This window comes from Chryseobacterium sp. MFBS3-17 (assembly GCF_020687745.1).
GTDB lineage: Bacteria > Bacteroidota > Bacteroidia > Flavobacteriales > Weeksellaceae > Marnyiella.
The window spans coordinates 168,559-181,908 of record NZ_JAJEWK010000002.1; the positions used below are offsets into that span (position 1 = coordinate 168,559).

The 13,350-nt window shown below is 42.5% G+C and carries 15 protein-coding genes; 11 read left to right on the top strand and 4 right to left on the bottom strand.

What is annotated here, in order from left to right:
- Positions 1–106 precede the first annotated feature (106 nt).
- Positions 107–1,729, bottom strand: coding sequence for an ABC-F family ATP-binding cassette domain-containing protein (locus LKO26_RS00970; RefSeq protein ID WP_227585924.1), 1,623 nt, complete (start codon positions 1,727–1,729; stop codon positions 107–109).
- 184 nt (positions 1,730–1,913) lie between these two features.
- Here LKO26_RS00970 and smpB point away from each other — a divergent pair, with 184 nt between their 5' ends.
- From smpB to LKO26_RS00985, 3 genes are all read left to right on the top strand, one after another.
- Complete coding sequence (smpB, locus tag LKO26_RS00975) at positions 1,914–2,372, top strand: SsrA-binding protein SmpB (protein WP_227585925.1); 459 nt, start codon at positions 1,914–1,916, stop codon at positions 2,370–2,372.
- Between the two features lie 78 nt (positions 2,373–2,450).
- Positions 2,451–3,860, top strand: a complete 1,410-nt coding sequence (locus LKO26_RS00980) for an OmpA family protein (protein WP_227585926.1) — start codon at positions 2,451–2,453, stop codon at positions 3,858–3,860.
- Positions 3,861–3,953: 93 nt separating this feature from the next.
- The gene (locus tag LKO26_RS00985) at positions 3,954–4,694 is read left to right on the top strand and encodes a YebC/PmpR family DNA-binding transcriptional regulator (RefSeq protein ID WP_227585927.1); all 741 of its coding nucleotides are present in this window, start codon (positions 3,954–3,956) and stop codon (positions 4,692–4,694) included.
- Between the two features lie 51 nt (positions 4,695–4,745).
- Here LKO26_RS00985 and LKO26_RS00990 read toward each other — a convergent pair whose 3' ends face one another.
- Together LKO26_RS00990 and LKO26_RS00995 are read right to left on the bottom strand one after the other, a co-directional pair.
- Positions 4,746–5,036, bottom strand: a complete 291-nt coding sequence (locus tag LKO26_RS00990; protein ID WP_227585928.1) for a GNAT family N-acetyltransferase — start codon at positions 5,034–5,036, stop codon at positions 4,746–4,748.
- A 42-nt stretch (positions 5,037–5,078) separates the two neighbouring features.
- Entirely contained in the window at positions 5,079–5,831 is a 753-nt protein-coding gene (locus LKO26_RS00995) for an RDD family protein (RefSeq protein ID WP_227585929.1), read from the bottom strand.
- A 21-nt stretch (positions 5,832–5,852) separates the two neighbouring features.
- Here LKO26_RS00995 and LKO26_RS01000 point away from each other — a divergent pair, with 21 nt between their 5' ends.
- The 6 genes from LKO26_RS01000 to LKO26_RS01025 are packed head-to-tail and all read left to right on the top strand — an operon-like array spanning position 5,853 to position 12,119.
- Positions 5,853–6,857, top strand: a complete 1,005-nt coding sequence (locus LKO26_RS01000) for a stage II sporulation protein M (RefSeq protein WP_227585930.1) — start codon at positions 5,853–5,855, stop codon at positions 6,855–6,857.
- Positions 6,817–7,782 carry a DUF4013 domain-containing protein gene (locus tag LKO26_RS01005; protein WP_227585931.1) on the top strand — a complete coding sequence of 322 codons (966 nt, stop codon included), beginning with the start codon at positions 6,817–6,819 and terminating at the stop codon, positions 7,780–7,782. The genes LKO26_RS01000 and LKO26_RS01005 overlap by 41 nt, the downstream gene beginning before the upstream one ends.
- Complete coding sequence (locus LKO26_RS01010) at positions 7,772–8,557, top strand: DUF4129 domain-containing protein (RefSeq protein ID WP_227585932.1); 786 nt, start codon at positions 7,772–7,774, stop codon at positions 8,555–8,557. Before LKO26_RS01005 ends, LKO26_RS01010 begins: the two co-directional genes overlap by 11 nt.
- Positions 8,558–8,571: 14 nt before the next feature.
- Complete coding sequence (locus LKO26_RS01015) at positions 8,572–9,729, top strand: DUF4350 domain-containing protein (protein ID WP_227585933.1); 1,158 nt, start codon at positions 8,572–8,574, stop codon at positions 9,727–9,729.
- A gap of 37 nt (positions 9,730–9,766) precedes the next feature.
- Complete coding sequence (locus LKO26_RS01020) at positions 9,767–10,771, top strand: AAA family ATPase (protein WP_227585934.1); 1,005 nt, start codon at positions 9,767–9,769, stop codon at positions 10,769–10,771.
- Positions 10,772–10,796: 25 nt separating this feature from the next.
- Complete coding sequence (locus LKO26_RS01025) at positions 10,797–12,119, top strand: DUF58 domain-containing protein (protein WP_227585935.1); 1,323 nt, start codon at positions 10,797–10,799, stop codon at positions 12,117–12,119.
- A gap of 8 nt (positions 12,120–12,127) precedes the next feature.
- Here the strand turns inward: LKO26_RS01025 and LKO26_RS01030 are convergent, their stop codons facing one another.
- On the bottom strand, positions 12,128–12,373 hold the full coding sequence (locus tag LKO26_RS01030) for a hypothetical protein (RefSeq protein ID WP_227585936.1): 246 nt from the start codon (positions 12,371–12,373) through the stop codon (positions 12,128–12,130).
- Positions 12,374–12,625: 252 nt separating this feature from the next.
- Between LKO26_RS01030 and LKO26_RS01035 the strand changes: the two genes are divergently transcribed.
- The gene (locus LKO26_RS01035; RefSeq protein WP_227585937.1) at positions 12,626–12,793 is read left to right on the top strand and encodes a hypothetical protein; all 168 of its coding nucleotides are present in this window, start codon (positions 12,626–12,628) and stop codon (positions 12,791–12,793) included.
- Between the two features lie 127 nt (positions 12,794–12,920).
- Positions 12,921–13,346: an OsmC family protein gene (locus tag LKO26_RS01040; protein WP_227585938.1), complete on the top strand. Its 426-nt coding sequence runs from the start codon at positions 12,921–12,923 to the stop codon at positions 13,344–13,346.
- Positions 13,347–13,350: the final 4 nt, after the last annotated feature.

Consider the following 13,350-nt stretch of genomic DNA (forward strand, 5'->3'; position numbering starts at 1 on the left):
TACCGCCTAAAAAAGCTTTACCTGTGACCCGTCAGGCATCAAAAAACCGCTCAGTATGTACGGAGCGGTCTTGGTATAAGATTTCAAAAAATAAATGGTTCCTGAATCAGGAATACATTTGTTGTTGCAATTCTTTCACTTTTTTATCTGCCAGATATTCATCATAGGTCATTTCGCGGTCTATGATTCCTTTGGGCGTAAGTTCTATGATTCTGTTACACACAGTTTGCAGCATTTCGTGGTCATGAGACGCCAGCAACACGGTTCCTTTGAAATTGCTCAGGGAATTGTTCAGTGTGGTGATGCTTTCCAGGTCCAGGTGGTTGGTTGGTTCATCCATCAGCAAAATATTGGCACGCTGCAGCATCATGCGGGAGAACATGCATCTCATTTTTTCGCCCCCGGAAAGTACTTTACAGGATTTCAGCGCTTCATCTCCGGAGAAAAGCATTTTCCCCAAAAATCCACGGATGTATTCTTCATGTCTTTCTTCCTCACTTTTTGTAAATTGTCTCAGCCAGTCTACCAGATTGATGTCTTCCTGGAAGAATTCGGTATTGTCCAGTGGCATATAAGACTGTGTGGTGGTGATTCCCCAGTTATAGGTGCCTTTGTCTGCTTCGGTATTTCCTGCCAGAATCTGGAAAAACTCGGTAATGGCCAGACTGTTTTTGGACAGAACGGCTACTTTATCTCCTTTTTTAAGGTTCAGATCAATGTTCGAGAAAAGAAGTTCACCGTCTTTGGTTTTTTCCAGATCTTTAATGTCCAGGATCTGATCTCCTGCCTCACGTTCTGTTTCAAAAATAATGGCTGGATATCTTCTGGAGGTAGGTTTAATGTCTTCAATATTCAGTTTGTCAATCATCTTTTTGCGGGCAGTGGCCTGTTTGGCTTTGGCTACGTTTGATGAAAAACGGGCGATGAAGTCCTGAAGTTCTTTTTTCTTTTCTTCGGCTTTCTTATTGGCCTGCTGTCTTTGTCTGGTGGCCAGCTGTGATGCCTGATACCAGAAAGTATAGTTACCGGTATAGAGGTTCAGTTTGGAGTAATCCAGGTCGGCAATATGGGTACACACGGCATCCAGAAAGTGACGGTCGTGAGATACCACAATTACGGTGTTTTCATAATCTGCCAGGAAGTCTTCCAGCCAGGAAATGGTTTCTATATCCAGGTCGTTGGTAGGTTCATCCAGAATCAGCACATCCGGATTCCCGAAAAGTGCCTGTGCCAGGAGTACTTTTACCTTGTCCTTGTTTTCCAGTTCACCCATCAGCTGATAATGCATGTCTTCCTTAATGCCCACATTAGACAGCATGGTCATGGCATCAGACTCGGAGTTCCAGCCGCCCATTTCGTCATAGATGACCCCCAGTTCACCGGCTTTTATTCCGTCTTCATCAGAAAAATCTTCTTTGGCGTACAGGGCATCCATTTCTTCCTTGATCTCATAGAGCTTTTTGTTTCCGCGCAATACGGTTTCCAGCACGGTATAATTGTCATACGCAAAGTGATCCTGCTCCAGCACGGACATTCTTTTGCCGGGCTCCAGTGAAACATTACCGGTGGTGGGATCCTGTTTTCCGGTTAGTATTTTGAGGAAAGTGGATTTCCCGGCACCATTGGCACCAATCACGCCGTAGCAATTTCCTTTGGTAAACATAATGTTTACTTCATCAAAAAGTACTCTTTTTCCGAACTGTAAAGATAAGTTAGATACTGTTAACATATTGTTTTGTAAATTTGCGGCAAAAGTACGAAAAAAAATGCGTTCAGCACGAGTAATTGCCGGAGATAGAGTGGTGGTTTACAGTACTAAAAACGGGAAATGTTAAATAAACATAAATTTTAGAATTTTTCTTAGAAATTATATAAGGGAAATTTATTTGTTTTCTTGAAATTTGCAATAGATAATGAAGATTGAGAAGTCTGTAACGATATGGAATAAAAGGGCTCGTTTTGAGTACGAGATCCTGGAGGAGCTGGAAGCAGGGATGGTGCTGAGCGGTACGGAAATCAAATCACTGCGGTCTTCCAAAGCCAGTATTACAGAAGCCTTCTGTCAGTTTATAGAGGGAGAGTTATACATCATCAATATGATGATTGATGAATACAAACTGGGTACATTCTATAATCATAAGACCAGACGTGAACGCAAATTGTTATTGCATAAAAGAGAACTTCAGAAGTGGGAGCGTAAACTGAAAGACGCCGGAAACACAATAGTACCGCTAAAACTCTATATTAATGACAAGGGGAAAGCAAAAGTCCTGATTGCACTGGCACGCGGCAAGAAATTATACGATAAAAGAGAAACAATAAAGGACAGAGAAAACAAAAGAACATTACAAAGAATTCTTAAGAAAAGTTAAAAAATCTCTGAGAAACATTTGTTTATAAGGAAAATTAATATTTATTTTGCACTATCAATTATTTAATCATTTAATTCTATGAAAAATCTAAAATTAGGAATTTCAGCATTGGCACTTACAGTTGCCTCTACTGTTTTCGCTCAGACAAGCAACAACCCGTGGTTGATCGGTGTTGGTGCTCACGGAGTGAATCACATGGCTGTGGCAAACGGCGGAATTGGTGAAAAATTTAATCACTTTGACAAATTGTTCAACATTGGTGATTATCATATTACACCACCACTATCTAAACTGACTGTAGCAAGACACCTGGCAGGGCCATTGGTTCTTGACTGGCAAACTTCTGTAGGAAACGTTCCTAACCCAAGATTTGACATGGGTAAAGAATTTATGTTGATGACTGGTCTTGGTCTTCAGATCAAAGCAAACAAGCTTTGGAATGAAGAATCATGGTTTGACCCTTACCTGAGAGTAGGTGCCAGCTACCTGAGACATGACTATACAGGAGTAATCTTCCCTCATACAGATGCGGCTAACGAAGATATTCTTCTTAATTATGATGAAAATGCGGGTGCGCCAAAAGCAAACCATTTCGCAGTACCGGTGGGATTAGGTTCTAACTTCTGGATTACTAAAAACTTCGGTCTTGGTATTCAGGGAGATTATGTTTCTACTCCATTCAACGACGGTTCAAACGTAGCAAACTTCTGGCAGGCTTCTGCTTCCTTGTTGTTCAGATTCGGACAAAGAGACAGAGATAAAGACGGAATCCTGGATAAAGACGATCTGTGCCCGGATACTCCAGGTTTACCAGAATTCCAGGGATGTCCTGATACTGATGGAGACGGAATCCCGGATAAAGATGACGATTGTCCGGATGTAGCAGGACCAGTTGAAAACAACGGTTGCCCTTGGCCTGATACAGACGGAGACGGAATCATTGACAAAGATGATAACTGTCCTAGCGTTCCTGGACCAGCTGAAAACAACGGTTGTCCTTGGCCTGATACAGACGGAGACGGTATCCTTGATAAAGACGATGCATGTCCTACAGTTCCTGGACTTGCTCAGTACAACGGATGTCCGAAACCACAGGAAGAGTGGGGTCGTGAAGCGACTGTAGCTCTGGAAAATATCCTGTTCGATTTCGATAAAGCTACCATCAAAGCTGAATCTAATGCTAAATTAGACAACGCTGCGAAAATCATTAAAGATTCTCAGGGTAAATTCGTAATCGTAGGTCATACAGACAAAAAAGGTTCTGAAGCTTATAACCTGAAACTTTCAAGACAAAGAGCTGCAGCTGTAGTAAACGCTCTTGAGAAGAGAGGTGTAGATGATAATTCTCTGAAATCAATCGGTGTAGGTGAGCAGGATGCAGTAGTTCCTGAATCTGCTTCTAACGCTGAAAGAGAAAAAGACAGAAAAGTAATCGTAAGACCAGCTGATGCAGCTACTTGGGATTCTATGCAAAAGAGAGATTACTAATCAGTAATTCAATCTATAAAATGCACCTCCGCTATGCGGAGGTGTTTTTTTATGCACTTTTTTCTTATTTTTGCATTCTAATTATATAAAACTATGGGACGCGCATTCGAGTACAGAAAAGCTTCTAAAATGGCCCGATGGGATAAGATGGCCAAGACATTCTCCAAAATCGGTAAAGATATTGCCCTTGCCGTGAAAGCAGGCGGTCCTGATCCCGATTCAAATCCGGCACTCCGCAGATGCATCCAGAATGCCAAAGGGGCCAATATGCCCAAGGACAACGTAGAAAGAGCCATTAAGAAAGCCAGTGGCGCAGATGCAGAAAATTATGAAGAAGTAACCTACGAAGGTTACGGACAAGGAGGCGTGGCTTTCTTTATAGAATGTACCACCAATAATCCTACCCGTACGGTGGCTAATGTAAGAGCGGTGTTTAATAAATTTGACGGGAACCTTGGAAAAAATGGGGAACTGGCTTTTATCTTTGACAGGAAAGGGATTTTTACTATTGACAAAGCCCTCATTACACAGGACTGGGACGAATTTGAAATGGAAATGATAGACGGTGGAGCCGAGGAAATAGACAGCGATGATGATGAGGTGATGATTACCACTGCGTTCGAGGATTTTGGCGCCTTATCCCATAAACTGGATGAACTGGGAATTGAAGCCAAAAGCGCCGAATTGCAGAGGATTGCCAATAATACCAAAGAGGTGTCCGAGGATCAGTTTAAAGCCAATATGAAAATGCTGGAGCGCTTCGAAGAAGACGATGATGTGCAAAACGTTTACCACAATATGGAAATCACGGATGACCTGCTGGCTGGCATCTGACAGTAATTGATAAATTCAAACAAAAACTCAGAGCCGCAACTCTGAGTTTTTTTATTGTGACAGCAGAATGTCCCGGGCATCATCCATTCTTAGCATCACAGATCTGGCATAGGAACAGTGGGGATAAATCTTCCAGCCATTGGTTCTGGCAAATCTGATGCATTCTTCTACCAGAAACTTGCCCATGCCCCGGCCTTCATATTTGGGATGTACCAGCACAAAGGAGATAATGAGTTTCTGCTCATCCGGAAAAATAGTGTAAGTGGCGCGTCCTATTTCTTCCTGGTCATTTTGTAAGGTGATGACTCCTCCGTTTCCCGATTGGTGATTTTCATACGTCATGGCGATAGAATTTATGGGTTTATTAAAGATAACCAATATAAATCAAATATCCTGCCCCGTATAGAAATTATAATCTTTGATGATGGTGGCAATGAATTTTCGTTCGGTAAGTCCGTCCGGTAAAGCCTCTAATTTCAGGGTTTCTTTAATTTTCGCAGTAAGCCGGCTGATGATTTGCCGGTCTCCGGTTTTCATCGCCCGCTCATAGTTCTCTTTGATGATCCGTACATCATTGTCGGTAAGGGCAATCACCTGTGGGAATAATGCTGCATAATCTGTAGTGATATGTTCCAGAATGGTGTGCGATATGTTGACGTTACTTTTCAGGGAAATAACCGCGGTCCCGGCTACAATATCGCCCAGCCGCTGGTTGTTTCTGGAAACAATCATGCTCACCAGACCTACCACTCCGGAATTACTGTACACATCTACCAGCCGGAATACCCAACGCATCAGATAATCTGCAAAACTGGCCTGAAAACCATCGATCTTTACAACTTTGATTCTGACCAGCCTTTTTCCCACGGTTTGTCCTTCCATCAGACTTTCGGTCACCAGCGTGTAGATGTGAACGGGAAAAGTAAGGAAGATCATAATGGCGGCCACAGACCAGTTGTCCAGTGTATTAAGGTACGGGTCCAGATTAAAAATCCGGAAGAAAATAAAATACATCACCAGTAAATATGCAGCTTTGATGACCAGATCAATCACAAACGCCAGAATTCTGTCTCCTATACTGGCGGAGCTGAAATTGATATTGACATTTTGTGAAGTATTTATAGCAATCTGCGACATATTTTATTATTTTAGCATCTTATGAGAGAGGTTGCATTCATCAAACAAAATAAAGAAAAATGGTTGGGAATAGAGCAGGTTGTCAGCGGAAAAGTGAAAAAAAATCCGGATGATCTCTCGTCCCTGTACATTAATCTGGTGAATGACCTGTCTTTTGCCCAAACCTACTACCCCAAAAGCAAAACAACCGTATATCTGAATCACCTTTCAGGACTGGTTTTTCAGAAGATTTATAAAACCAGAAGAATTGAACGGAACCGTTTATTGTTCTTCTACAAAACCGAGGTGCCGCTCCTGATACACCGGTACTGGCGGTATTTGCTGTATGCTTTTGCTTTTTTTATTCTCTTTACCCTTATCGGTGCGCTTTCTGCGTACTATGATAAGGAGTTTGTCAAGATTATTCTGGGCGAGGACTATGTAAACAGAACCATAGAAAACATTAAAAATGGCAATGCGGTGGGTGTGTACCAGCAGGGATCTGACTGGGGCAGTGCAGTAGCCATTATTTTCAATAATCTGCGGGTAGGTGCTGTGCTGTTTCTTTATGGAGTTTTCGGGGGTGTGGGCACCTTATTTGTGCTGCTGCAGAACTGCATTATGCTGGGTTCCTTTCAGTATTTTTTTCATGAGCACGGCGCGTTACAGGAAAGTGCAAAAGGCATATGGATGCATGGGGTGTTCGAGATTTTCAGTATGGTGGTGGAAGCCATGGCCGGACTGATTCTGGGGGCTGCCATTTTGTTCCCGAAGACATTTTCCCGCCTGGATTCTTTTAAACTGGGCTTCCGGGATGCTTTTAAGATTTTCCTCAGCACAGTGCCTTTTACCATCATTGCCGGGATTATAGAGGGATTTCTCACGCGTTATGCCCTGCAGATGTCCGGAGTGCTGAATAGCGTCATCATTTTCGGGACACTGGGCATCATCGGTTTTTATTATTTTGTTTATCCGTTTATTGTATCCAAAAGATCAGAAAGATATCATGCAGTACTATCAGAAGAGAGATTTCGGGGCGCTCATTAGCGATACCCTCACGTTCTTTAAGCAGAACGGTAAAAACTATTTTAAAAATTATCTGTTAATCAACGGAATTTTGCTCATTCTGCTGGTTGTAATATTTATTCTGGGTTTCCGGGAATTGTTTTCGCAGCTGCTGGGATCTAATCTGGATGGGGAAATTTTTTATTTTGAAAGTTATTTTCAGGAAAATCAGGGCGTGCTTATTTTTACATTTGTCCTCATTTTTATTTTGTTCATGGCCATTTCTGTAGTTGCATATTCGTATCCGGTGCTGTATATGAAGAGAGTCAGCGAAACGGGAAACCGCAATATTACATCAGATGAAATCATCCGGGATATCCGCAGTAATTTCGGACGACTGATCGGGCTTTTTCTGGGCTTGCTTTTTATTGTGACTCCGCTGGCTATGGTGGTTTTGGGTATTTCTTATGCACTGATGCTGGTGCTCATCGGATTTTTCCTAATGCTGTTGTTGATGCCGGCCATGATGAATGTGGTGAATTTTCTTTTATATGACTATTTTCATTCGGGCAAAGGATTCTTTCAGGCGCTGCATTATGCCGTAAAAGCACAGTTTTCCTATCCTGATGGTTATCATAAAACTCCGTTTTGGAAATACTGGGGCTCTTCTGTAGTGGTGTATCTGATCATCCAGACCATCACTTCCATACTCAGTATGATCCCCATGGTTATTCTGATAGCGATGATGTACACCACCGATACCATGATTGCTGAAGGAAGAAATCCTTTTCAGGGAACTGCCGGCATTTTGTTTTTTGGAATTTATGGCGTGTCCATTCTGGTTTCTTTCCTCCTGATGAATGTGATGATGGTGAATGCAGGCCTGATGTATTATGACAGCCGAACAGATTTGCACCGCCGTACAGACCTTACTGAAATTGACACCATAGGCCATCATGAAGCTTAGATTATTTCTCCTTATATCATTGTTATCCATCCGCAGTTTTGGTCAGGCCGTGCCGCCTCCCGCCGGGGTGGTGGATCTCGATACGCTGATGCTGGTCGAATATGTGGAATACACTGCAGATTCTCTGCTGAAGCAGAATCCTGTTACAGACCATGTGCTGGAAAAACGCACCTTTGAAAAGCCGCTTTCTGCCAGATATTCGGGTCCTGATTATGACTATGCCACGGTGAAACCTCACAAATCGTTTTGGCAGAAGCTGATGGAACGGGTAGACCGGCTGCTCAGAAGAATTTTTGGTGAGGTAAATCCGCAGCAAAATTCAGAATTTACAGCGAACTTGCTGCGGGTAGTGGCAGTGGTCATTATTGCTTCTGTCTTGTATTTTCTGATCCGTTTTCTGATGGGGAAAGAAGGGAATTTCTTTTTCAGCAGGAAAAACAAAAAGATTAACCTGCCGAATGCGGATCTTCGGGAGAATATTCATGAAATCGACTTTCCGAAATCAATATCCGGTTTTGAAAGGAGCCACGACTTCCGGTCTGCCATCCGCTACCACTTCCTTTTTGTCCTGAAAAAACTCAGTGATAAAAAACAGATTGCATGGCATCCGGAAAAGACCAATCAGGATTATTTTTCGGAATTGAAGAACGAAGCTGCAAAGGATCAATTTGCAGAACTGGTCTATGTTTTTGATTATGTATGGTATGGTGAGTTCGAAATCAGTGAAGAACAATACCTCGGTTTTGCCCGGAAATTCACTGGGTTTAATTTTTAACATTCAGCGTCATTATGAATAAAACCTTGAAACTGTATGGGATTATTTTCATCGTTGTAATGTTGATTCTGGCTTTGCTGGAAGTCAACAAAACTGCTGTGACCGACTGGCGCAAGGACTTTGACCCGGATAAAAAATCACCTTTCGGGCTGTTTGTGTTTTCCGGCGAAGCACAGCAATTGCTGAAGGGCAAACTGGAGCAGTCCGGTGCCAATCCTTATGAATATTACGAGAACTATAGCGGTGATGTCCATAATATTCTGCTGATTCAGCAACGTGTGGATTATGAATCCTGGCAGCAGATTCTCACCCGGGTAGAGGAGGGTTCAGATGCCATGATCATCAGTAATTTCATACATCCGGATATTGAAGATGAGCTGGAGCTGTACATCGAAGATGTTCCCGTAGCTGATTCTGTGACACTGAAGCTCACAGACATTAAACTGAACCGGGATTCATTGATTATTGATAAACTACCGTCTCACCAGGTGTTTACCACTGTAGAAAAATCTACAGGGATCTTAGGATATAATACGTCGCCAGAAGGACGGGTGAATTTTATCCGGATTAAAAAAGGAAAAGGAAATCTGTACCTGCACACCGAACCGCTCTTTGTGACCAATTATTACCTGCTGAAGCCCGGAAATGAAAAGTATGCAGCAGATGTTTTTTCTTATCTTCCGGACCGCAAGACCGTTTGGTTTATGGGCGAGGGCAAGGCTGCAGCAAAATCTGCATCGCCCTTGCGCTTTATCCTCTCCCAACCGGCACTCAAATACGCGTGGTGGTTGTTTCTGGGTGGTCTGCTCTTGTTTGTGGTGTTTACTGCCAGAAGAAGACAGCGGGTGGTGCCTATAGTGGAACCCCTGAAGAATAACTCTGTGGAATTTGTAAAGAGCATCGGAAATCTCTACTTGCAGGAAGGGGAAATTCTGGACATGATGGCCAAAAAAGGTCAGTATTTTCTGTACCGGGTCCGCACAGAATTACTCATTGATACGCAAGAGCTGGATGACGTTTTTGCGGGCAAACTTCAGCAGAAAACCGGTAAGGATTTGCGGGAAATTCAGCAGGCAATCAAGTTCATCAAACGCAGTCAGAATCCTTATACACACGTGACCCGGGAGGATCTGATCCGCATGAATAAAGTTTTAGATCATATTTTAAGATAAATCATTAGTTTTAATTTTTAGTAAACAGAAACAAATCATGGAGCATACGGAATCTCATACTACAGAAGCATCATCACATTTTCATTCCAGAATAGACATGTCCGGATTGCAGCAGAGTCTGAACCGGATTAAATCTGAGATCGGGAAGGTCATCATAGGGCAGGAATCTATGATTGAACATTTACTGGCTGCATTACTGTCTAATGGCCATGTACTTATAGAAGGCGTGCCGGGTGTGGCCAAAACAATTACCGCTAAATTACTCGCCAAAACCATCGATGCGGGATTCAGCCGGATTCAGTTTACTCCGGATCTGATGCCTTCAGATATTCTGGGAACTTCAGTTTTCAATGTCAAAACTTCTGAATTTGACTTTAAACAGGGGCCGGTTTTTTCAAATTTTATTCTGATTGATGAAATTAACCGTTCGCCGGCAAAAACACAGTCGGCATTGTTTGAGGTCATGGAAGAACGGCAGATTACCATGGATGGTGCCACTTATGAAATGGAAACTCCGTTTCTTGTGATTGCGACCCAGAATCCGATTGAACATGAAGGCACTTACCGGCTGCCGGAAGCGCAACTGGATCGTTTTCTGTTCAAAATCAACGTGGGATATCCGGATCTGGCACAGGAAGTGGAAATCATTAAAAACCAGCACGAAACCGGCATGCAGGATAAAACTGATGCCGTACAGATGGTCATCACCGGCCAGGAACTCAGAAATTATCAGGAAATTGTAACCCGGATTGTGGTAGAGCAGCATCTGCTGGAGTATATTGCAAAGATCATTGTCAGTACCCGCGAAAACCAGTTTCTCTATTTGGGTGCTTCACCCCGCGCAAGTATTGCCCTTCTTGGCGCATCAAAGGCGTTTGCAGCCATCCGGGGCCGGGATTTTGTGACCCCGGAAGATATTAAGGATGCCAGCTTTGCGGTATTGCGTCACCGCGTCATGGTCGCCCCGGAACGTGAAATGGAAGGGCTGACGGCAGATGAGATCATTCGTCAGATTTTGGAAAGTATTGAAATTCCAAGGTAATTACTGGGGTACACAAACAAAGTTCATGAAGAATTTATTTCTGAATAACCGTCTTTTCTATGGCCTTTTTGCAGCGGGCACCGGGTATGTCATGGCTTTTTTCTTTCCGGTGCTTTTGCCCTGGGCGCATGGCGTTCTGGTAGTGCTCAGCATCCTGATTTTGTTGGATGTTTTATTCTTGTTTAACCATAAGAAGGGAATTTCTGCACAGAGAATTTTGCCGGAGAAACTTTCGAACGGAGATCAGAATGCGGTGAAGGTGGATGTTAAAAATCATTATTTCTTTACGGTGACAACTACCGTTACAGATGAAGTTCCGTTTCAGTTTCAGATGCGGGATTTTGAAATTCGAAGGAAAATTACCTCCGGTAAAAACGTATTTCTGGAGTATGTGCTGGAGCCAAAGGAACGGGGCGAGTACAGTTTCGGAAATCTGAATGTCTTTGTCACTTCACCGCTGGGGCTAGTTTCCAGAAGGTATACCTTTCAGAAAGATGCGATGCTGCCGTGCTATCCTTCATTCATCCATCTGGGTGCCTATGAACTTATGGCACTGCAAAATGAATTTCTTCTGGGCGGCATTAAGAAAATCCGGAAGCTGGGACACACCATGGAGTTTGAACAGATTAAGGAATATATTCCGGGCGATGATGTGCGGACGATTAACTGGAAGGCTACTTCCAAGAGAAACCAATTGATGGTCAATCAATATCAGGACGAAAAAGCACAGCGTGTTTTTATGGTGATTGATACCGGAAGAACCATGCAGATGCCTTTTGGGGGACTCAGTTTGCTGGATTATTCCATCAATGCGGCCATGGCACTCAGCCATATTATTCTGAAGAAAGGTGACAAGTCTGGCATGATGACTTTTTCCCGGAAAACCGAAAACAAAATTGCAGCAGAGAACAAATCGGGTCAACTCAGAAAAATATCTGAGGCGTTGTATAATGTACAGACCAGTTTTGCTGAAAGTGACTTCAGCCGCCTGTATCAGGATGTAAAATTCAGCATGGGACAGCGGAGTCTGATTCTGCTGTTTACCAATTTCGAAACGCTGGATGCGGTAAACCGCCAGATGAAATACCTGCGGGGAATTGCTAAAAACCATTTACTCGTGGTGGTGTTTTTTAAAAATTCCGAACTGCAGCAACTGATTCATACCCCGCCGCAACACATACAGCAGGTCTATGATCAGATCATTGCCGAAAAATTTGAATACGAAAAGAAACTCATCATTCAGGAACTCAGAAAATATGGAATCTATACCATCTATACCCTGCCGGAGCACCTGAATGTGGAAGTCATCAATAAATACCTGGAAATTAAAGCCAGAGGGGTTTTGTAAATTGATGTTTATTTCTTATGTAATAGATTTGAAATGAGTATGTTCTGAGCTTCAATAAGTTTTGTGATTTGTTCTTGATTTTTTAAAATGGTCTGTAGGAATTCTGGAGATTGCTGAAAATTAAATACCGGATTATATTGATTAACTGCAGCAATCGCGCTATCACGAAATTCATTATTGGTCATAATATTGGGTTGCCCATCAGTGAAAAAATCGTTAAGATCCACGTCCAGCTCGTTAGCAATTTTACTCAATAAGATGGAATTTGGTATGCTTTTGTCAGATTCAATGCTCGAAATAGTGCAACATCTAACCGTAAAGCAAGTTCATCTTGTGATATGCCTTTAAACTCTCTATGTCTTTTCACTTTGCTTCCTATACTCATATTAGTAAAAGAAGATAAAATCCCCATGATGATAGCACCGGGGATCTACGTACCCGTAAGTGTTTTCGGTAAAACCGATGATTGTAATCTAAAATAACTAACTTTACTAAAAATTCAACAAATGAAAAAGTATTTTTTTATCATAAGTTTCTTCGTATCTATATGTGCTTATGCACAACTGGATACGCTGAATTATCTGAAGCAGTTCGAGATTAATAAAGCGAATTATATCGGGCAACCACTTTCTGTTTTGCTTAATGATATGACGCAATTTAAAATACGGAATTAAGGTGAATCTCCCTGGCCAACCTCCATTTGATAGAACCATTACTTTGCCTTAAAAAATTATACTCACCAAGCAGTAAATAATAAAGCCAGACGATTGTTTGGCTTTATTTATTTTGTATTATTGAATCATGAAAATTACACTGGAAAGAATCAATAACGAATATTTGTTTGAATGCCGTAATGACGCAGGAAATACCGTCCTGCTGGATAATACCTCTGAAGCGGGTGCCCGCGGCGTATCTCCCATGGAAAATCTGCTCATGTCCGTAGTCGCCTGCAGTGGCATTGATGTGGTCTCCATTCTGAAAAAACAAAGGCAGGAAGTGACAGGTTTCCGTGCAGAAACAGAGGGCGAACGTACGGCGGTAGATGAGGCAAAACCATTCAGTAAAATCACCGTCCGGTTTTTTCTGGAAGGCCCTGTAGATCCGGAAAAAGCCCGGAAAGCAGCCGCTTTATCATTTGAAAAATACTGTTCGGTATCCAAATCTCTGAATCCGGAGATGGAACTGCTCTACGAGGTTTTTGTCAATGAAAAACCTGCCCGGGACTAAAGGC

Excerpts from the sequence above, each read along its gene's own strand:
- LKO26_RS00970 (WP_227585924.1), bottom strand. The coding sequence starts at position 1,729 with ATGTTAACAGTATCTAACTTATCTTTACAGTTCGGAAAAAGAGTACTT.
- smpB (WP_227585925.1), top strand. The coding sequence starts at position 1,914 with ATGAAGATTGAGAAGTCTGTAACGATATGGAATAAAAGGGCTCGTTTT.
- LKO26_RS00980 (WP_227585926.1), top strand. The coding sequence starts at position 2,451 with ATGAAAAATCTAAAATTAGGAATTTCAGCATTGGCACTTACAGTTGCC.
- LKO26_RS00985 (WP_227585927.1), top strand. The coding sequence starts at position 3,954 with ATGGGACGCGCATTCGAGTACAGAAAAGCTTCTAAAATGGCCCGATGG.
- LKO26_RS00990 (WP_227585928.1), bottom strand. The coding sequence starts at position 5,036 with ATGACGTATGAAAATCACCAATCGGGAAACGGAGGAGTCATCACCTTA.
- LKO26_RS00995 (WP_227585929.1), bottom strand. The coding sequence starts at position 5,831 with ATGTCGCAGATTGCTATAAATACTTCACAAAATGTCAATATCAATTTC.
- LKO26_RS01000 (WP_227585930.1), top strand. The coding sequence starts at position 5,853 with ATGAGAGAGGTTGCATTCATCAAACAAAATAAAGAAAAATGGTTGGGA.
- LKO26_RS01005 (WP_227585931.1), top strand. The coding sequence starts at position 6,817 with ATGCAGTACTATCAGAAGAGAGATTTCGGGGCGCTCATTAGCGATACC.
- LKO26_RS01010 (WP_227585932.1), top strand. The coding sequence starts at position 7,772 with ATGAAGCTTAGATTATTTCTCCTTATATCATTGTTATCCATCCGCAGT.
- LKO26_RS01015 (WP_227585933.1), top strand. The coding sequence starts at position 8,572 with ATGAATAAAACCTTGAAACTGTATGGGATTATTTTCATCGTTGTAATG.
- LKO26_RS01020 (WP_227585934.1), top strand. The coding sequence starts at position 9,767 with ATGGAGCATACGGAATCTCATACTACAGAAGCATCATCACATTTTCAT.
- LKO26_RS01025 (WP_227585935.1), top strand. The coding sequence starts at position 10,797 with ATGAAGAATTTATTTCTGAATAACCGTCTTTTCTATGGCCTTTTTGCA.
- LKO26_RS01035 (WP_227585937.1), top strand. The coding sequence starts at position 12,626 with ATGAAAAAGTATTTTTTTATCATAAGTTTCTTCGTATCTATATGTGCT.
- LKO26_RS01040 (WP_227585938.1), top strand. The coding sequence starts at position 12,921 with ATGAAAATTACACTGGAAAGAATCAATAACGAATATTTGTTTGAATGC.